Here is a 19,968-nt window from a genome sequence, read left to right on the forward strand (position 1 = left end):
TATCCAATGAAGCATACCCGTAGAAAGTTTGTAAAAACCGGTATCGGAGGTCTCGCCTCCATCACCACTCTCAACGTCCCTTTTTTTGGATTGATTGCCTGCAGTTCCGATAGCAATAATGACGTCCCCCCAAACAATGGCCTGGGCATCACCGGGGTCTCCGTACCTCCGGTGATCAATGCCTCGGCCGGGAGCGAGTTCATTTTAAATGGAAAAGGATTCAAAGTGGGCGACCAGATTGAATGGATTTCCACTTTGGATGGCTCCAAAAAATTCACCACGGCCATTGGTTCCACCACTGAAACATCAGCCACTTTTGTGCTGCCTAACGAAATTCCTTCAGGCGGATACCGTTTGGTACTCTCCCGAAGTGGGGAGACCTTGGCACTGGGGTCCGTTCAACTGAACATCGTTGCAGAGTCGGATATTCCGGATATTGAAGGGATGACCATTAAAGGAATTGTGTTCAGCAATGGAGTTGGAGTAGCCGGCGTTGTGGTCTCTGATGGCCACGAGGTCGCCACTACCGATGAGGATGGCATCTATTATCTGCCTTCCAACAAAGCATCTGGATTTGTGTTCATCTCCGTGCCAGGAAACTACGAAGTTCCTGCCAATGGAAACGCGCCCCAATTCTTCAAACGGCTCACAACCAGTGCCGGAACAGTGGAGCAACACGATTTCTCATTGATAGAGACCAACAATGCAGAGCATGTAGTGTTGACCATGGCCGATTGGCACTTGGCCAACCGAAACAACGATTTGGAACAGTTCCAGAATATGGTGCTGCCCGATGTGAATGCCATGATAGATTCGTACACCGCAGGAGGTAAAAAAGTATATGTGCTCACCCTTGGCGACATGACCTGGGACCTCTATTGGTACAGCAATGGTTTTGGGCTCAACGACTATATCCCATACATGAACCAATTGCATTCCCCTGTGTTCAACGTGATCGGGAACCACGATTACGACCCCTACTTCGCCAACGATCGCTTGGCCGAAGATCGGTACAGGAATATTTTGGGCCCGACCTACTATTCCTTCAATCTGGGCCAGATCCATTATGTGGTGCTCGATGATGTGGAATACCTGAACTCTAGCGGTTCACAGGGAACCGTTGGAAGCCGCAATTACAGGGAGCGTTTGGCTACGGAACAGTTGGAATGGTTGAAAAAGGATTTGGCCATGATCACCGACAAGAGCACGCCTATTGTCATTGCAACGCACACGCCCGTATATAGCAATCCTTCACTGGATGGAAGCGGAAATCAGGTCAACTCCTATAAATTGGACAATGCACCGGAACTCATGGCCAGCCTACAGGAGTTTTCAACAGTACATATACTAACTGGTCACACCCATATCAACTATACGGTTGAGGAAGAACTGGGTGTTATGGAACACAATACCGCGGCCATTTGTGCAACTTGGTGGTGGACTGGTCGCGAAGGTTATGCCGGAAACCACATCTGCAAGGACGGGAGTCCGGGAGGATATGGGATTTGGGAAATCAATGGCAACCAAATGCAGTGGCAGTACAAGAGTATTGGCTTTGACGCCGATTATCAGTTCCGGGCCTACGATCTGAACATGGTTCATATCACAGCGGCCGAGTTTGCCCCTAATGCTTCGGAAGAGGACATGGCACAATATGCGGGACCCTATGCCCAGCCCAACTCCAACAATGAGGTTTTGATCAATATCTGGGGCTATGACGACCAATGGCAAATTGAGGTAAGCGAGAACGGGCAGCCCTTGGCTATTTCCAGGGTCAAAACATTGGATCCCCTGCACATCATTTCCTATGAGGCCAAGAGATTGAACGTTGGTGCACAACCCACAGGATCTTTCACGACCAATGAAACCGCCCACCTGTTCAAGGTTCAGGCGTCGGCACCGAATTCTACATTGGAAATCAAGGTAACCGATCGTTTTGGCAGGGTCTATACCGAAAGTATGGAACGCCCAAAGGCATTTTCAACGGCCATAATCTGATCCGATTCATTTACATTGATCAAATTACAGACATTTCAACAATCATTATGAAATTAACATCCATTTATTCTCAATTGATAAGACGGGGGGCATTTTTAATGCTCCCCCTCCTACTTTCAAACGTATCCTGTTCGCAAGAAGCAGGTACAAATACCCGTGTCATTGCCCACAGAGGGGCATGGAAAACACAGGACCTCCCCGAAAACTCCATCGCCGCATTGAAACATGCCATTGAGTTGGGCTGTTATGGGGCCGAGTTTGACGTTCATATGACCTTGGATAGTATTCCTGTAGTGAACCACGACGCCGACTTTATGGGGATGGATATTGAGCACACCAATTATGCCGATTTATTATCTGCTTCCCTTCCAAACGGCGAAAAAATCCCTACTCTGGAAGCCTATCTAAAGGAAGGGCTCCAGCAGGACAAAACCCGTTTGATCCTTGAGATCAAAAAAGCCCCTTCAGGCAAGGAGCATACCCTGCTATTGACCGAAAAGGCCGTGGCCTTGGTGAAGCAACTGGGTGGTGGGGATCAAGTGGAGTACATCACCTTTGATTTTGATGCGGGGGTTTTGGTCAGTCAATTGACGCCTGGATCCGAAGTGGCTTACCTCAATGGTGACCTAGCACCCTCCGAGGCCAAGAAATCGGGATACACCAGCATCGATTACAACATCAAAGTCTATCGAAACCATCCTGAATGGATCGAAGAGGCGCACAAGGAGAATATGACGGTCAATGCTTGGACCGTAAATACGGAGGAAGATATGATGGACATGATCCAAAAAAAGGTCGATTTTATTACCACCAATGAGCCAGAGCGGCTTTTCGAGCTTTTGTCAGCACAAAAATAGTTAGCAATTCTGATTTTTGATTACGGGCAGGATTCCGATTTTCTTATTCAAAATAAGGACGTAGGATTTCTGCCCAATGCAAATATCCCTTTTCATTCAGGTGTAGGCCTTCATCTGTATATTCGGCCTTCAAACTGCCCGAATCGTCCAAAAACAAAGGATGGATATCAATTAATGTCAATCCGTACTTCTTGGCCAATTGCCTGATTCCCTCGTTTACTTTGGCAATATGCCCATCCTTATTGTAGTGCCTTTCATATTCCCCGAAACTGCTGTTGACGGGTAGGATGGTCTGTACCACCAATCGAGTCTTTGGCGATTCCTTTTGTATGCGGGTGATGATGGTCTCATAGTTCTGTATGATTTCCTCATCAGGAAAATTGCGGGAAATATCGTTGATTCCGATCAATATGAAAATTTGGGCCGGTTGCCCTTCGGTCACCTCATCCAAACGTTCCAAGATGCCAAAAGTAGTGTCCCCTGAAATTCCCCGGTTTTTGGCCTGGGGAAGTTGCAACAATTCGTTCCACTGCGCGCGGGCCGTGATACTGTTGCCCAGGAATATGATATCCTCCGTGGTATCGGGATAGATTTTGAACTGACGCACCTGAACATCATAGGTTCGGGGACGGTAATCCCTATTGATTTCTTCAGTTTGAGCCACAATGCTCGCAGTGCCCAACAAGGCCGTATATAGAATCACTCGGGTAACAGGAAATCTCATTTTTAAATCAAATTATAGAAAGTAATCGAAATATAAGGAAATTTATCGGAACCTCCATAAAAGGATTTTCATGAATTTCGAAACCCTGTCACTGTTTCTTTATGAGTAGGAAAAGTCTAGACAATGGTCACCTTGATGCCATACTCTTCCAAGGCATTTTGGGTAAACTTGGAAATCCCTTGATCGGTGATGATCTCATCAATGTGCTCAAAACCGCAGATACGGCCAAAGCCTCGTTTGCTGAACTTGGTGGAATCGGCGAGAACGATAGTTTTCTGCGAAACCTTGATCATTTCCCTGTTCAGGTGGGCTTCCATCACATTGGCCGTGGTCAGTCCAAAATCGAGATCGATCCCATCGACACCCAGATAAAACTTACTACATGAAAAATCGGGCAAAATGGATTCTGCATAAAGTCCTGTAACAGAGGAAGAACGCTTCCGGAGCACGCCTCCCAACTGTATCACCTCAATCTCCAAATGTTTGTTCAGTTCCAAAGCAACGTTTAAGGCTGAGGTAATAACGGTAAGGTTTTCCTGGGGCACAATGTTCTTGGCGAGGGCCAGTACGGTTGTTCCGGACGCGATTAGGATGGAATCGTTGGGGGTGATCAGTTTGGCGGCAGCTGCCCCAATCTTGGATTTTTCATCGTAGTGGATCTTCTCTTTTTCATTGACGTGCTTGTCAATGGTATAGGGATTGATCAATGTTGCCCCACCGTGCACTCGGTACACCAGCCCTTTTTCCTCCAAAAACTTGAGGTCTTTCCGCGCCGTGACCGGCGAAATATCCATGGTCTCGCAAATGTATTGAACTTTGATCTGCCCCTCTTGTTGAATTTTCTCGAGGATATGTTTGTGCCGTTCTACCGTATTCATTCAATAATGGTTAGTTAGAGTGTCCTGTATGGTAACTGAATCGCTTAAAGGTATTAATTCTGCAGCAATTGCTGACACCTTCCTGCTTTGTCGCATGACCATTTAGCATTTTTTCCAACATATAAGAGTTCTGTCACCATCTATTCAATAAAAGAGCGTTAGGTTTTCATAATTGTGACTGTCACCGATAAAAATAAGTAAATGAAACAAAAAGATATTGTATGAAAGTATTTGGGGCCGTATATTAGCGTATGTAATATACTTGAAATCCCCTATCCATACAATCCATTTTTCATCAATAAATCCAAGCACATGAAATCTTTTTTCAACGTGGGCCATTTGCCCAAAATCCTTATGGTGTCCCTATGTTTCCTGAATATGTTGTCCGCCCAACAAGAATCAAAGCCAAAACTAGTGGTTGGCATCGTTGTGGACCAAATGAGGGCTGAATATCTATACCGCTTTCAGGATAATTATACAGAGGATGGATTTAAACGCTTGATGGGCGAAGGTTTCAACGTAAAGAACATGCACTATAATTATATCCCCACCACTACTGGCGCTGGGCACTCTTCCGTCTATACCGGAACAACGCCCGCCCATCACGGGATTGTCAACAACAACTGGTATAGCCGTGCGGAAAAAAGAATCGTTTATTGTGCGGAGGATATGGAGGTTTCACTTGTGGACGACCCAGCATACATGGACCCTAATAAAAAGGAAAACTACTCCCGTTCCCCCAAGAACCTTATGGCCAATACCATTACCGATGAGCTGAAACTGACGACCAATGGGCGGTCCAAAGTGGTGGGGGTCTCCCTAAAGGACCGTTCTGCGATATTTCCTTCCGGCCATATGGCCGATCATGCCTATTGGTACCATTCGGGGAACGGTAATTTCATCAGCAGTTCGTACTATGGGGAAGAATTACCGGATTGGCTCATCGCTTTCAACAAAAGAAAACTGTCCGATTCCCTAATGAATCTGACCTGGGCTCCCTTTTTGCCCATGGAACGCTACCAGAACAGCAATCCTGACGATTCCCCTTTTGAAAAAATCTACAAGGGCAATAAGAAAAGTGTCTTCCCCTATAACCTGAAAAAACTGAGAAAACAAAATGGCGATTTTGCCATGCTCACCGAGGTGCCCTTTGGAAACACTATAGTAACGGAAATGGCCATGGCCACAATAGACGGGGAGGGACTGGGAAAAGGCAAGGACATGGATTTTCTCGCCTTGAGCTACTCCAGTACCGACTATGTGGGACATTATTTTGGGATTCGCTCCAAAGAACTGGAGGATACCTATGTGCGGTTGGACAGGGAACTGGCCAGACTATTGGCCCATTTGGACAAAACTGTGGGCAAAGACAACTATTTGGTGTTCCTTACTGCTGACCATGCTGCCAGTGACCATCCCGGGTTCTTGGAGCAAAAAGGACTTCCCGGCAGTAGCTATGACCCTAAGCTGATAGGACAAGAACTGAATGAATACCTTTCCAAGGAATCCGGTATTGAAAACTGCGTCTCGTTTATCGACAATACCCAAGTCTATTTGGTCCCAGAAATAAGGACCAACCCAGAACTCCTTAAAAAAGCGGCCCTATACCTGCAAAACTTGGACAGCGTAAAAGAGGTTTTTGTTCCTGCCCTTCACGAATGGAATTTGGCGAACAGCACTATAGGTGAGTTTGTGCGCAATGCCTACAATTCCAAAAATTCGGGGGACATTCTCCTGCATTCCTTTCCTGGCTGGATGGACCAGCGGGATTACGGCACCACCCACGGAACGGCCTACACCACGGACACGCACGTGCCTATGCTCTGGTACGGATGGGGCGTGAAGCAAGGATTGAGCGTTGCCCCATATACCATTACACAAATAGCACCCACACTGTCAATGCTTTTGGATATCCCCTTGCCAGATGCTTCGGATAGAAGACCCATTGGTGAATTGTTCAACTAATATGGAAAAAGTTTGATTGTTGCTGAAATTGCCCACAAATACCAAATACATACTACGCAGATAAGTGCTTGGAAGCTTGAACTCTGAATGGAGCCATCATTTCGAATTAATTATAGACCGTGGACGGGACTCGAACTTTTTCCCGGAACTCCCAATAAACAAGGACTCTTCAGCCTTTCAAAAATTTATGCTCACCGAATAGGTCACTTTTTCGGATATTAGAATATAATATATTGATTATCAATAATTTATAATATATTAGGATTTTTATTTGTAATCAAGTGAAAATTTATTTTATCCCATAATAAAGTGAATGGAAAAAATTAAGCTAAGTAGCTAACCGTAAATTCTATTATAGCGTTCATTTAGTTGATCAATGTGCAATCCTTTCATAATGATTGGATAAAAAGGAACAGTCCACCTATTTTAAGGCGCCCTTTTTTTGCTTCAAAATATAAAATGGTTTGATTGGTGTCACCTACTTTTCTTTTATCCTGTCATCAAGAAACTTGATATCTCCTTCTTTGTTAAGAAAAAGTTAATTAGTTTTATCATGCAATAGATTACCAATGGAGGTCAACCCATCATTTTTCAAAAATTGTCCTGCCCCTGTAATATTTCTGGATTGGAATCTCTGTATCATGGATTTCTCCGATAATTGGGTCAAGGAGTTCGGCAAGTCTGGTCATATTGTCGGCAAACCGTTGTTTGAGGTGATGTCCAATTTGCCCGAGGCATTGAAGAGCGATATTGAAAGCTGTAAAAACGGTAAAGCACAAATAACCGGTTCAGATAAGGTGGTGACGGAGAACAGTGATATTCTTTGGTACAGTTGGAGGATAGGCCAATGTAACAAAGAACAAAGGATCATACTTTTTTTAGAGGACATCACCCACAGAAAGATACGGGAAGACTTATTGGTAAAGTCTCAGAAGGTCGCAAGAATTGGAGGCTGGCAATTGGATGTTCTTGGGAACAAGGTCTATTGGTCCAGTGTTACCCGTGAGATTCTTGGTGTTTCGGAAGATTTCCATGCCAGTGTGGAGTCCGCGCTGTCCTTTTATAAAGAGGGCCCCGACCGCGACCTTCTTGCCAAAGTCATCAGCGATGGTGTGGAAAAGGGCATTCCATGGGATACCGAGCACAGAATCATCAATACCAGCGGAAAGGAGATCTGGGTAAGGGTGATAGGCGAGGTGGAATCCGTGGGGGGCAAGACTGTTAGGCTTCATGGCATATTCCAGGATATAGACGAAAAAAAAAGGACTGAACTGGAGTACAGGAAAATAAGTGAAAGACATATGCTGGCCACCAAAAAGGCCGGAATAGGGGTATGGGAGTATAATATTCCAGATCACAAGTTGAAATGGGACCAGAATATTTATGGTCTCTACGGCCTGAAAGAAACGGATTTTAAGGATGCCTTTGAGGCTTGGGATGCCTGTGTCCACCCAGATGATTATGAAAGAGCTACGGAGATCGCCCAAGAAGCCATTAGGGATAAAAAAGATTACATCATAACTTTTAGGATAAAAATGCCCAGCGGTGAAATCCGATGGATGAGATCTCACGGAAATGTAATATGGGATGATAACGAAGAGGCCGAAAAAATGATCGGGATCACTGTGGACATCACTGATCTAAAGCTTACCCAAGACCAGCTCATGGAATCCGAGGAATCGCTGCACGGTGTCTTTGAAAACTCATCGGTGGGCATGGCATTATTGGATCTGGGGGGAAAATTCACCAACGTCAACGAAAGTTTTTGCAAGAGTACAGGATATCTTCGTGAAGAATTGGTAGGCTCCCATTATAGGGATGTGGCCTTTTCTGAAAATGTTGATATGTATGCATCCCTTATTGAGGAATTTTTGAGGGGGGAAATTTCTACTCAACAAATGGTGACCAAACACCTTGGAAAACATGGTAAGATACATCATAAGGTAATCACTGTCACGGTGGTGAAAAAGACTACAGGGGAAATTTCACATTTTTTGATCCAAATGGTCGATATAACCCCCCAGATCGAAGCTGAAAAAAGATTGAGAAACCTTCTGCAAATCTCAGCAATGCAAAATGAAAGTCTCCTGAACTTTGCCCATATCGTCTCCCATAACATGCGCTCACATTCCGCCAACCTTACCATGATCACGGATTTCCTTTTGGAGGGAGGGATGGATAAGACAGAATATGACAATACCCTGGACATGTTGAACAAAGCCTCAAAAGGTCTCAATGAGACCATTTCCCATCTCAACGAAGTGGTTCAGATAAAAACGGGCCAAGAGAAGAAGATGGATAGGATTTTGCTCAAAAAAATAGTGAACGAGGTCATGGGGAATGTGGGGGCCCTGGCCAATGAGAAAAAGGTCAAGGTAGAGGTGGATATTCCCGATGGTATTGAGGTTATGGGAATTACGGCCTATGTGGAGAGTATTGTCCAAAATTTATTGACCAATGCCATAAAGTACAGGGATACCCAAAAGAAGCATTGCTTGGTATCCATACGTGCCAGTCAAGATGAGGAGGATGTGACCCTGGACGTGACGGACAACGGACTTGGGATTGACATGGAGGCCAACAGGGACAAAGTCTTTGGGATGTACAAGACCTTCCATAGGAACAAGGATGCAAAGGGAATCGGGCTCTTTATCACAAAGAGCCAGATAGATTCCATTGGGGGAAGCATCCATGTGGAAAGCGAAGTGGGCGTCGGCTCAACTTTTCGGGTTAAATTCATTAAAGCAGTTTAGTATGAACACAAAGGGCAAAGCCTGCATTATCGATGATGACGCCATCCACGAATTTGGGATGACTGCCTTGATGAAGCGATTGGGATTTTCCAATGAGATATTGGTTTACCACGACGGCCAAGAAGCGATCGAGGGAATTACCAAGATGTACAAAAAAGGGATAGCATTGCCCAAGGTAATATTCTTGGACCTGAACATGCCCATAAAGGACGGCTGGGGCTTCTTGGACGACCTTTTGGAGATACCGCAACAGGATCGTGAAAACGTTGTCATTTATATTTTGAGTTCATCGAACCACCCATCCGATATGGAACGGGCAAAAAAATATAGTATAGTACGTGATTACTTGATAAAACCGTTAGCCAAAGATGATTTGTTCCAAATATTAAAGGAGCACTTTTGAGGATAGTGTAAGTATTTGTCATCATTATTGATAATGGACTTTATCGTCTTGATGGAAAGGACAGATACAGAGAACCGCTAAAAACGGATTTTTTGAACCATTTCAAGTTTTGAAACAGTAGATTGGTTTATAGATATTTACTAGTATCATTACTATGCTCACTTTAGGTCGGTGAAGGTGGCATGCCATGTCCGGCGTTACCATTATATAGGATATTTTTAAAAATCGAAGGACCAATGAAACCAAATAAAATAAAAAAACCTGTAAATCATTGATTTACAGGTTTAATGTTTTGTTCTGATGGTCTTCTAGTGGAGCCGGAGGGATTCGAACCCTCGTCCAAACAAGCAATAACCATGCTTTCTACACGCTTAGTCTTCGTTTGATTGTCGACGCACGACCGACCGAAAACCGCCTATCGTACGCTTAGCTTCTTTAGTTTTACGATCTTAACGAAGCTATAAGATCGCTATGTTGACTTTTATGGTGCCCCAATAAAGGTCGCCATCAACAAGGGCTACCAAGGGACATTCAGCTTTCCCGCCTTGCGGGACTAGGCCATGACTTACTGTGATTCAGTCAATTAGGCAGCCAAAGCGTAGTTAGACTCGCCATGTAAAAGGTTGGAACGGAGATTAACGAGCGTCAATTCCATAGCTCGGCATGCTTACATCGCCATTGGTCTTGCTGTCAAAACCGGTCGGCCCCAGTGAACCAGATATGCTTTGCATATCGTGGGTGAACAGCCCTGAGTACTTCGTCTACGCTCAGCATAAACTATGTCGAAGAGCCTTTGTTCACGGTTCTTTTCAATGATCGTTTTAATAGCGTTTCCCCCAAACGTTCGGGGGTCGGGCTATCGGCTGTATCTTTTTTTGTTTCTCGACTGTGCTCGAAATGACAGAAAAAGGATGTCGCCTCTATCCCTAACGCGGTCGGCAAAGGTAATTCATATTCATCAAACCATAAAAAGTTTGCTTTCCCATCACAAACCTCTTATTTTGGTCAATAATTATACCAAATCATTTTATGAGATTCGGAATCATACGGGAGCGCAAAGACCCACCAGATCGCAGGGTTGTGCTTTCTCCATCAGCATGTCAAAATGTCCTAGCCCGCTTTCCAAAAGCGCAGATTTTGGTGGAATCGTCTCCCATTAGAGTGTTCACTGATGATGAATATAGGGAGAAAGGCTTGGAGATTTCTGATCAGGTAGGATCCTGTGAAGTGCTTTTGGGTGTCAAGGAAGTACCCATAGATGCATTGGTTCCCGATAAAAAATATTTCTTCTTTTCCCATACCATCAAAAAACAGCCCTATAACAGAGAACTGCTCAGGGCGATTATGGAGAAGAACATCGAACTGTACGATCACGAGGTCATCACCAACCCTAAAGGGCAGCGTTTGGTGGCCTTTGGGAGATATGCGGGCATTGTGGGGGCATACAATGGAATCCGGACATTTGGACTGAAGTATGACCTGTTCCATCTGCCGAAGGCAGAAACACTCAAGGACCAACAGGCATTGGTTGCAGAACTTCAAAACATCCACCTTCCAAACATCAAGATTTTGCTCACCGGAAGGGGCAGGGTAGGCAATGGGGCCAAGGAAATGTTGGATGCCATGGGACTGAAGAAGGTAGGCGTGGATGATTATCTGAAAAATATGTTCCAAGAACCGGTTTATTGCCAGATAGACGCCTCGGAATACAACAAGCGCAAGGATGGTAACCGCGGTAACAAGGCCGATTTCTTTAAAAACCCACAAGAGTACAGGTCCAATTTCTTCCGTTTTGCCAAGGTGACCGATTTCTATATTGCAGGACATTTTTATGGCGACGGCGCCCCATATCTGTATACCCGTGAGGATGCAAAGCACCCCGACTTCAAGATAAAAGTGGTGGCCGATATCAGTTGTGATATCGATGGTCCGGTGGCCACGACCCTAAGGGCATCCACCATCGCTGAGCCCATATATGGATACGATCCCCGGACAGAAACCGAAACCGATTTCAAAAAAGAGGACGCCATTGCAGTCATGGCGGTGGACAACCTTCCCTGTGAACTGCCCCGTGATGCCAGCAACGGTTTTGGCGAGGCATTTTCCAAATACGTGATTCCTGCCTTTTTTAACGGGGATGTGGACGGAATCCTTCAAAGAGCCCGGATGACCCAAAACGGCAGACTTACCGAGCGTTACGCCTACCTTCAGGATTATGTGGACGGAAAGGAATGATTTACCCTTGGTCGATTTAGGTTGTTTTTTTGTTAATGATATGTTATTTATCAGTATCTTGTTTGTCCTATTATTTGGAACAGTGAACTTTAACTGGGTATATTCAGGCAATATAGATTCAGCCATAAAAAGGGCCTGTATCGATTTGGAATACAGCCTCAGGCCAAGAATCACCAAGTTTTTGCTGACCAAAGTAGATGGTGAATGCTGCGGCGATTTTTCATGCTACCATTTTGATGTAGATGTAAGACGCAATTGGGTCTGGATTTCGGAAAAGACCCCCAAGGAATGCATCAAAAAGATATTGCCCGATTTTGATATCGAGATCAACGGCGCCAATATCCCTTCCGTGGCCTGATCATTCCTCTATTTTGATTTCCCACTCAACAATGGGTTGTACCTTCGGAGCCACATAGGCGCCCAACGCTTTTAAGGTTAATGTCAAACCATCCTTCCTTTCCAAAGTTTTGATGTTGATGGTCTTCGTTTCACCAGCGGATATTGTAAACACTGGGGAACTGGAATAAAAGGTGTAGGGCATCTGGTTTTCAAAGATGAGGTCGCTACTGGAAACATTCTTCAAGGTCACTTCCAGAATAGAGGTCTTGTTGATGTATTGGGCTTTTTCAACCTGGATGCAGGCTTGCAACAGCGGAATCAAATTTTCTTTTTTTCCTACCAATAACGAATTGAAAACGGCCACCGTTCTTCCAGCAAACAGTGCTTCTTTCACGGATTCCTGTGTTTTTTCCTTGGCAAAGACCAGGGTAATCGGGCGGTCGTGTCCTTTTTCCGTGTAGTCCCAGTCGATGAGACCATGGATGTCGCTATTGCCCATGATGGTCAGATTGTGCTCGAGGGCCAGTGCCAAGGATTCCTCGGCATAGTCACCCATATTGATGACCTCTATACCATGCAGCTCTCCTTTTTGGATACGCTCTTTTTGAAAATCGCTCAGAATGGGGTTGCCATTTGGGGATTGTGGATGCCATGCCGGATGGTTCCAGAACACAAAGGCACCTTGTTTTTTGGCCTCGGCAAAGGAATCTTCAGCCTTGTCGTTCAACAGGGTATTGGCATCTTGGATGAAAACGGCATTGCTATGCCCCATTGGAGGTTTTCTTGTGATTTCCGAACCATGTATGATCAAAAGATCATGGTCCTTGGCTTCTTGCAGTGCGAGCTCATAGGACCTATTACGGTCAGGGTGTGGAATATCTTCCTTGTGGGGCTGGTATTCAATGTGTTCCGTGAGGGATATCACATCCAAATTGTCACGGAGGGCTTCCATGACCCGAATGGTGGGCCAAACATTCCCATCGGAAAAGACGGTATGCTGGTGAAGGTCGGTCTTCAAGGTCCGGTAACCGGGTACATCGGGAAAAACAAGGATTCTGGAACTTTTATGGGAATGTTCCTGGGAAAAAACGAAGGCCGATGCAAAAAAAGCGATGAGGAGAGGTTGTAATTTCATGGTATTGGTTTTGCTAAAATTAATGAACTGTGGTCAATGTATCAATTCCCGGAAGAGGATTTTACAAACTGATAACCTAAAAGGTATGTTGGCGCATAGCGGATACGGACAAATTTGGGACATGGCCCGAATATGTCACAATTAATAAATATTTAAGGTTTACAAAAGGGTGGATAAACAAAATCCTCACTAGGTTTGTCGGTTCAAAAAAATGCTGTCCTTGCACAAAGATTTGATCATAGCGATACTCTGGAGCCTTTCTCCTTTTGGAGAGGCCAAAGTGGGCATTCCCTATGGCATGTACCAGGGAGTGAACGAGTATCTGGTATTTGTTGCCTGCTTTTTGGCAAACGTTCTCGTATTTCCTTTTATGATGTTCTTTTTGGAGCACATCAACAGGTATTTGGTCAAATGGCGATTCTATAAAAAATCTGCGGTCTATGTGGGCCAAAGGGCCAAAAAGGGTTCTGGAAGCAAAGTGCAGAAGTATGGATTTCTGGGCATAGTCCTCTTTGTGATGGTGCCATTGCCCGGCACGGGGGTCTATGCGGGTACCATTGCAGCATACCTGTTCAAAATGAAAAAGCGTGAAGCTTTCACGGCCAATACCATAGGTATTTTCCTTTCTTCCGTTATCGTTTGGGTCACCACTTTGGTTTCCTTGGAAGGGGTTTGATGAAGAAGTGGGCAAGGTTTTTTTACTTTTCTTGACGCGCCATTGTGCTAGGATTTGTTTATTTTGCTCCCGGTCAAAAAAAGTTTCTTTAAACCAAAAACATAGATATGGCTTCAGGTTTTTTTGCGGTCCTGGATGATATTTCTGCACTTATGGACGATGTGGCTTCCATGAGCAAGATAGCGACCAAAAAAACAGCGGGTATTTTGGGCGATGACTTGGCGGTGAATGCCGAGAAAGCGACCGGTTTTGTTTCCAATAGGGAGATACCTGTGCTTTGGGCCATAACCAAAGGTTCCTTTTTGAACAAATTGATCATTCTCCCCATTGCATTTTTGCTGAGCGCCTATCTTCCCACTGCAATTACTATCATACTGCTTTTTGGAGGGGTGTATCTGGCCTATGAGGGAGCGGAAAAAGTGTATGAGTTCTTTTTTCCACATAAGGAAGAGCATACGGAAGAAACCACAATTGTTTCCGAAGAAGATTTGCCCGCGTTGGAGAAAACCAAGGTGAAGCAGGCCATCATCACAGATTTTATCCTTTCCATAGAGATTGTCATCATCGCGCTGAGCACCGTGGTCAACGAACCTTTGGTGACACGAATAGTTGTGGTGACGGTAGTGGCCCTTTTGGCCACCGTGGGAGTGTATGGTATTGTGGCCCTCATTGTCCGGATGGACGATTATGGGTACAAGCTGATCCGACTCAACGATAGGGACGATAGCTTTTCGGACAAAGTGGGTATGCTCTTGGTCAATGCTTTGCCCAGGATCATCAAGGCGCTTTCCGTGGTGGGTACACTTGCCCTATTGTTGGTGTCGGGGGGCATATTCAACCATAACATTGAATACCTTCACCATTTGTTTCCTCAATTCCCCTCTTTGTTGAAGGATTTTCTGGCGGGCTTGGTGGTGGGCCTTGTGGCACTTTTGCTGATGAAGTTGGTGAAAAGGATATTTAAGAGATAAATCAATTTTAGAGGAATCCTCTACATATAATATGCACTGCTCCGGATTCCCGGAGCCAGTGCACGGTCCTTAATCTTCCAATTGTCCCGACCAATCAATTTTTCTCGAAGTGTACATAATGGTGGCCAGAATCACAAAAAGTCCTATGCTGCCCACCAAAAGGGCGTAATCTTCCAGTTGTATGATGACAAAAATGAAGGTGTAGAGCCCCAACATTGACCCTAAAACCAGTAAAGTGAATTTCGTGTTCTTTAGAATGGACCTGGAATATATGGTGATCAAAGACACAATGGCACCGCCAGAAACCACATAGGCGAAGAGGTAGTTTTTGTGCTCTGAAATGGATATCAGCAGGGTGTAAAAAAGGACCAAGGCCAAGCCAATCATCAAATATTGAAAGGGATGAATGGAAATCTTGCTGCTAATTTGGATCAAAAGGAAAACCAATAGTGTAAGCCCAATGATCATGAACCCATATTTGCTGGTACGCGAGGTTTTCTGGTAATCGTCCACAGGAACCAAGAATTCGGTACCAAAGGCAAACTCCGTTAAATCGGGAAGGTGGTCAAAAAAGGATTGTCCAAATCTTCTATTGGTTTCCAAAACCTTCCATTGGGCCTCAAATCCATTTTTTGAAATTTTCTTTCCTTCTGTGTCGGGTAAAAAATTTCCATTAAAGCTGGGGGAGTGCCAGTTGGACTTCATGGCCACCACGGTCTCCCTGCCAATGGGAACATATTGCAACCGATTACTACCATTTATGGTAATTTTGGATTCAAAATCCAATGTCCTGTTTTGAATTTCTTCTAGATTGACAATAAAATCGGATTCAAGTGTGTTCATGTAAGCATTGTCAAACTTCGGTTTTAAGTTGTACTGTTGGTTGTTGAAGTTGATGGCAACAGTATTGCGAATGCCCTTTAAGTTACTCACCATATACACAATCGTCGCTTTGTCCCAAAGAATGTCTTCGTCCTTTACTTCCAGTTCTTTAAAACTCGGATTAGAGAAAGTCCCTTTAAGTTCTGAATTTGAAGTGTAAACTACAGACTTGTATATGCCTCGCTCCAAAGGTTGTGTGGTGACATTGGAATTAATGTCTAGTTCATCAGGGAAGAAATAAGCCTCATGCCTTACCGCTTTTTCTGTTTTGAGAAAGGTCTTGGTCTTTTCATCAAATACCTTTTCTTCTATGTATTGATGATAGGGAATCTTCAAAATGGGCCCATTGATGATGACTTCCTCGCCCCATTTGCTGTTGATTTCCGAGATTACTTCCTGTTGCCGTTGTCCACGTTCGCGAATGAGATCGTCCACAAAGCCCAAGGGGACCAATAAAATAAGGATCAAGAATCCCACCGTGATCATTTTTGCGGAGATGGAGTTTTTTAGCCAATTGCCGATACGTTTTTGTAATGTCATAATTATAAAATTAAAGTACTTTGAAAATCAAAGTGAATTGATAAAAAAAATTTATTTAGGGTTTCTGATTAGATCTTCCAAGGCATCAATATGTTTTTTAAAAGCTTGTTTGCCCAAAGGGGTAATGAAATATTTGGTGTTGGGTTTCTTCCCGATGAACGCTTTTTCAATTTTGATGTATTCCGCATTTTCCAAGGTCTTCGTATGGCTTGCCAAATTACCGTCCGTGACATCCAAAAGTTCCTTGAGCCGATTGAAATCAACATCGTCATTGATCATTAATATGGACATGATGCCCAAACGAATGCGGTGATCAAAAAGTTTGTTGATATTGTCAATGAGCCCCATATTACTTCCTATCTTCCTTAAAATGCATTATTGTACCATAAACAATGTGCAAAACACCAAATCCAAGTACCCAAAACCAAAATCCATAACCAGGAAACGCTGCACAGATCAATCCTAAGACAATTTGACTATAACCCAGATACTGGACGGTGCCTATGGTGTATTTTGAAGCGTTGACGAGAGCCAAACCATAGAAGATCAACATCAAGGAGGCAGTCAGGCCATAATGTCTACTGTTCAATTTTATCAAGATATAGATGCCTCCGGTAACCATGGGAACAAAAAAGTTTATTAGAAGTCTTTTAGTAGTTTCATCCCAGATTTTCTCGTTGTTCCGTTTGGCCTTTCTGGTGGTCAATAAATAGGCTGTCACAAAACTGAGCACCGCAACCAAAATCAAGATTCCCAGGATTGATTTAAACTTTAGACTATCAACAATCAATATTTCATAGTCATTGGGCAGAAGAAATAGGTAGGCTACTGTAGCCCCCGTAATGGCATATATTCCTGCCAGAATGCCCGATAGCCCTGTAAGTGATATAAAACGGGAAGAACGACTCATCATGTCCTTGATCTGGGAGATGTCGTCCAAATATTTTTTTGAATCCATGATAAAGTACTTTGAAATTCAAAGTTAAAATAAAATCTGAACAAAAATAATTTTTTTGAATATTGGGTTAATTTTAACCCATGAACCCAGCCGAAGAGTACATCTTACATCAGAAAGAACCTTTTAGGAGCATTTTGATGCACTTAAAGGCTGTCATTGAAGCAGTCGTGCCCAAGGTGGATATGAAGTACAAATGGGGCATCCCTTGCTTTTATGTGGACAAACAGCCCATTTGTTATTTGAATGTTTCCCAAAAGAAGAGATATGTGGATATCGCCTTTTGGAGTTCGGCCCACTTGACCCTTCATTTGGATAAGATGACCACAGAGAAGAGAAAAGTGGTCAAATCGCTACGCTACATTACCTTGGAGGAAATCGATGATGCCGTTCTTGTTGATGTGTTGAAGGAAGCCTACTCACTTCGGGACAAAGGGTTTTATAAAAATTAACCTTTGCTCGGCACAAATTCACCCTTTTTGGGTTTCAACTTAAAAAAAGCGATCCAAAGCGTGGTCAGGCCAAGGAACAGCCAGAGCAGATCCACCAAAAGCATATGGTACTGTTCGTTGGCAATGGAGAACCATATCCAATTACCGGAAGCCACACCGTTGGCAATGGGTATTATAAGTCCCAGCACACCTCCCAAGATCAGTGTCCATTTGTTGGTAAAGGCAATGTTCTTTTTGAAGATGAAAAAGAGGGATGCCACCAACCAGATAGGGAAATAGGTGCGGTACATGAAGGCCATGTCCACATGGTTGGCAAACTTCACGATAATGAATTCCAAGGCGGTCACGGGATACATGGAAAGGCAGATGGCCATATAGATGTTCGCCACTTGATGGTTGAACTTGCGTCGTTTTTCAGGGATGTTCTTTTTGTCCCGTGCCACCAACCAGATCATGATCCCGGAGAGGATCACAAAGCAGGAAACCAATCCGAGGACAAAGGAAATGACCCGCAGGCCATAGCCTCCATAATCGCCAAAGTGCAAACGGAACATCATGTTCTTGACGCCGTCCAGATAAGAATCGTTCGTCAAAGGCACCTTTTCTTCCACTACGGAACCATCCGCAACTTTGTATATCCGATGGCCCAGACCGTTCAATTTGGTCCCACGGCCCAGATATCCGCTGATGGAAGCGTGCATGTTTTGATCTCCATAATTGAAGATGTGGGCCTCCGTGACCCTAAAATCGGGCCACTCCTCTTTGACGTTTGCAATGAGGGGATCTACGCTGATGGGACCTTCAAGCCTTTCGTTGTAAAAAGCATATTCAGGATGGTTGTATTCCAAGTCTTCAAAGAGTTTGTTCTGGTCGCCATCGTAGAATCCCATCACTACGGGAAGGATCAAGAGGCCTTTCAATAGGAAGAAAGCTCCCGTCACGGCATACACAAACTGAAAAGGAAAACCTATCACGCCAAGTGCCGTATGGGCATCTGTCCAAATCGTTTTGATCTTGGCCCACGGCCTGAATGTGTAAAAATTGGAAATGATCTTGTCCCAATGCACCAAAATCCCTGTGATAATGGCAAAAAGGAAAAAGAAGGCCACAAAGCCGGACAAATATCTGCCGTAAGGGTAGGGGATTTGGTCCAGAAAGTGCAGACGATATAGAAATTCGCCCAAGTGGTACGAGCCCCGGTAATCCCCAGTGCTCTTGTCTTCCGTATCCACATAGAAAAATACGCGGGCCTTGTCCTCCTCTTTGGCCAGGGAATCCTTGGAGGCGGTCAGGCTGACGGATATGTTCCGTTCGTTGAAATAGTGGTAGAGCTCCACATCCCTCCCATACAGGTTGTGGTCTTTGGAAAGGTCGTTCAAATAGCCATCAATACTCCCCGGAATCTCATCAGCCAAGGAAACATTGTGTCCTCGCTGCCAGTTGGTGATCTCGTCCCTGAAAAAGGAAAACGATCCCGCAAAAAAAATCACGTATAGGCCCACACTGATGACGATACCGCTGACCGTGTGCGTGTGGAACAAGATATTATAGATTCGGTTTCCCATAGGGTCAGATGATAGGATTGGTTTGGTTGCCAAAATAAAAAATGACCCCGAGCAAAAGTGAGGTCAACAGGTAAATGCCCCAGATTTTCCATCCGTTTTTGCCCAGAAATCCCACGACCATCAAAACGGCCCATAAGATAAAGGCGGAAAAAGTACTGGTGATGATCACGGTCACATGGTTGAACCAACTGGCCAAGGCCATGTGGAACAGTACGGAGACCATTAGCCCCCCCAAAATTGCAGCCGTGATCTTGGCAAACCGATGCCAAGGCGATGGGGTCAGGTATTTTTTGTTGGCGGGCATAGACTAGAACAAAACAATTTCGCAGATGATGGATAAAACGAGGGTCAAGGTCAAAAACCAAGGGTTCAGTATTCGCAAAGGGGCCAGTAGGACGACCAGACTGGCAATGGTCATCAGAATGACAAAATAAGTGAACGTACCGGAGGCTGCACCCCAATACAGGCAGCTTAGCCCCAATGAAATGATCAGAAGGGCCGAGCCGGAATATTTGGAGATCCTTGCATGCCCACCGATCCATTTTTCAAGACCAAGATTACCTGCCATGGCCATCTTTTGGGACGTACCGTACAAAAGGTAAAAACCGATAAAAATGAGCAATGTGATTCCAGTGGCCAT

The 19,968-nt window shown here is 44.5% G+C and carries 19 protein-coding genes and 1 other RNA gene; 10 read left to right on the forward strand and 10 right to left on the reverse strand.

The window, feature by feature from the left end:
- The first annotated feature begins 6 nt into the window (after window positions 1-6).
- Together D2V93_RS04830 and D2V93_RS04835 are read left to right on the forward strand one after the other, a co-directional pair.
- Complete coding sequence (locus tag D2V93_RS04830; RefSeq protein ID WP_119618626.1) at window positions 7-1,998, forward strand: calcineurin-like phosphoesterase C-terminal domain-containing protein; 1,992 nt, start codon at window positions 7-9, stop codon at window positions 1,996-1,998.
- A gap of 98 nt (window positions 1,999-2,096) precedes the next feature.
- Window positions 2,097-2,855, forward strand: coding sequence for a glycerophosphodiester phosphodiesterase (locus tag D2V93_RS04835; RefSeq protein WP_119618627.1), 759 nt, complete (start codon window positions 2,097-2,099; stop codon window positions 2,853-2,855).
- A 43-nt stretch (window positions 2,856-2,898) separates the two neighbouring features.
- Here D2V93_RS04835 and D2V93_RS04840 read toward each other — a convergent pair whose 3' ends face one another.
- Entirely contained in the window at window positions 2,899-3,579 is a 681-nt protein-coding gene (locus D2V93_RS04840; RefSeq protein ID WP_119618628.1) for an SGNH/GDSL hydrolase family protein, read from the reverse strand.
- 116 nt (window positions 3,580-3,695) lie between these two features.
- Window positions 3,696-4,457: a DeoR/GlpR family DNA-binding transcription regulator gene (locus D2V93_RS04845; RefSeq protein ID WP_072876945.1), complete on the reverse strand. Its 762-nt coding sequence runs from the start codon at window positions 4,455-4,457 to the stop codon at window positions 3,696-3,698.
- A gap of 312 nt (window positions 4,458-4,769) precedes the next feature.
- Between D2V93_RS04845 and pafA the strand changes: the two genes are divergently transcribed.
- From pafA to D2V93_RS04865, 3 genes are all read left to right on the forward strand, one after another.
- Window positions 4,770-6,422 (forward strand): alkaline phosphatase PafA, encoded by a 1,653-nt coding sequence (gene pafA / locus D2V93_RS04855; RefSeq protein WP_119618630.1) that lies wholly within the window; start codon window positions 4,770-4,772, stop codon window positions 6,420-6,422.
- A gap of 641 nt (window positions 6,423-7,063) precedes the next feature.
- On the forward strand, window positions 7,064-9,175 hold the full coding sequence (locus tag D2V93_RS04860; RefSeq protein ID WP_182849942.1) for a PAS domain-containing sensor histidine kinase: 2,112 nt from the start codon (window positions 7,064-7,066) through the stop codon (window positions 9,173-9,175).
- Window position 9,176: 1 nt separating this feature from the next.
- A complete protein-coding gene (locus tag D2V93_RS04865; RefSeq protein WP_119618632.1) occupies window positions 9,177-9,578 on the forward strand; it encodes a response regulator in 402 nt (133 codons plus the stop codon).
- Window positions 9,579-9,887: 309 nt separating this feature from the next.
- Here the strand turns inward: D2V93_RS04865 and ssrA are convergent.
- Window positions 9,888-10,286, reverse strand: a transfer-messenger RNA (tmRNA) gene (ssrA, locus tag D2V93_RS04870).
- 321 nt (window positions 10,287-10,607) lie between these two features.
- Here ssrA and D2V93_RS04875 point away from each other — a divergent pair.
- The gene (locus D2V93_RS04875) at window positions 10,608-11,813 is read left to right on the forward strand and encodes an NAD(P)-dependent oxidoreductase (protein ID WP_119618633.1); all 1,206 of its coding nucleotides are present in this window, start codon (window positions 10,608-10,610) and stop codon (window positions 11,811-11,813) included.
- A gap of 82 nt (window positions 11,814-11,895) precedes the next feature.
- The gene (locus tag D2V93_RS04880) at window positions 11,896-12,171 is read left to right on the forward strand and encodes a hypothetical protein (RefSeq protein ID WP_143070666.1); all 276 of its coding nucleotides are present in this window, start codon (window positions 11,896-11,898) and stop codon (window positions 12,169-12,171) included.
- Here the strand turns inward: D2V93_RS04880 and D2V93_RS04885 are convergent, their stop codons facing one another.
- A complete protein-coding gene (locus tag D2V93_RS04885) occupies window positions 12,172-13,287 on the reverse strand; it encodes an Sb-PDE family phosphodiesterase (RefSeq protein WP_119618634.1) in 1,116 nt (371 codons plus the stop codon).
- Between the two features lie 220 nt (window positions 13,288-13,507).
- Here D2V93_RS04885 and D2V93_RS04890 point away from each other — a divergent pair, with 220 nt between their 5' ends.
- Both D2V93_RS04890 and D2V93_RS04895 read left to right on the forward strand, forming a co-directional pair.
- Window positions 13,508-13,963 (forward strand): COG2426 family protein, encoded by a 456-nt coding sequence (locus tag D2V93_RS04890; RefSeq protein ID WP_072877836.1) that lies wholly within the window; start codon window positions 13,508-13,510, stop codon window positions 13,961-13,963.
- 107 nt (window positions 13,964-14,070) lie between these two features.
- A complete protein-coding gene (locus D2V93_RS04895; RefSeq protein WP_119618635.1) occupies window positions 14,071-14,934 on the forward strand; it encodes a DUF808 domain-containing protein in 864 nt (287 codons plus the stop codon).
- A 69-nt stretch (window positions 14,935-15,003) separates the two neighbouring features.
- Here D2V93_RS04895 and creD read toward each other — a convergent pair whose 3' ends face one another.
- Genes creD through D2V93_RS04910 form a run of 3 tightly spaced genes read right to left on the reverse strand, consistent with a single transcriptional unit; the run spans window position 15,004 to window position 17,314 of the window.
- Window positions 15,004-16,356, reverse strand: coding sequence for a cell envelope integrity protein CreD (gene creD, locus D2V93_RS04900; RefSeq protein ID WP_182849944.1), 1,353 nt, complete (start codon window positions 16,354-16,356; stop codon window positions 15,004-15,006).
- 51 nt (window positions 16,357-16,407) lie between these two features.
- Window positions 16,408-16,704 carry a winged helix-turn-helix domain-containing protein gene (locus tag D2V93_RS04905; protein WP_119618637.1) on the reverse strand — a complete coding sequence of 99 codons (297 nt, stop codon included), beginning with the start codon at window positions 16,702-16,704 and terminating at the stop codon, window positions 16,408-16,410.
- Between the two features lies 1 nt (window position 16,705).
- A complete protein-coding gene (locus tag D2V93_RS04910) occupies window positions 16,706-17,314 on the reverse strand; it encodes a hypothetical protein (RefSeq protein ID WP_072877019.1) in 609 nt (202 codons plus the stop codon).
- Between the two features lie 80 nt (window positions 17,315-17,394).
- Between D2V93_RS04910 and D2V93_RS04915 the strand changes: the two genes are divergently transcribed.
- Window positions 17,395-17,763 (forward strand): DUF1801 domain-containing protein, encoded by a 369-nt coding sequence (locus D2V93_RS04915; protein WP_119618638.1) that lies wholly within the window; start codon window positions 17,395-17,397, stop codon window positions 17,761-17,763.
- Here D2V93_RS04915 and D2V93_RS04920 read toward each other — a convergent pair.
- From D2V93_RS04920 to D2V93_RS04930, 3 genes are read right to left on the reverse strand one after another with little or no spacing between them, the layout of a single operon-like run.
- Complete coding sequence (locus tag D2V93_RS04920) at window positions 17,760-19,328, reverse strand: PepSY-associated TM helix domain-containing protein (RefSeq protein ID WP_119618639.1); 1,569 nt, start codon at window positions 19,326-19,328, stop codon at window positions 17,760-17,762. The genes D2V93_RS04915 and D2V93_RS04920 overlap by 4 nt on opposite strands.
- 4 nt (window positions 19,329-19,332) lie before the next feature.
- A complete protein-coding gene (locus D2V93_RS04925; protein ID WP_072877025.1) occupies window positions 19,333-19,632 on the reverse strand; it encodes a hypothetical protein in 300 nt (99 codons plus the stop codon).
- Between the two features lie 3 nt (window positions 19,633-19,635).
- Window positions 19,636-19,968 carry a hypothetical protein gene (locus D2V93_RS04930; protein WP_119618640.1) on the reverse strand — a complete coding sequence of 111 codons (333 nt, stop codon included), beginning with the start codon at window positions 19,966-19,968 and terminating at the stop codon, window positions 19,636-19,638.

Origin of the sequence: Flagellimonas taeanensis (assembly GCF_003584105.1) — a bacterium.
GTDB classification, from domain to species: Bacteria; Bacteroidota; Bacteroidia; order Flavobacteriales; family Flavobacteriaceae; genus Flagellimonas; species Flagellimonas taeanensis.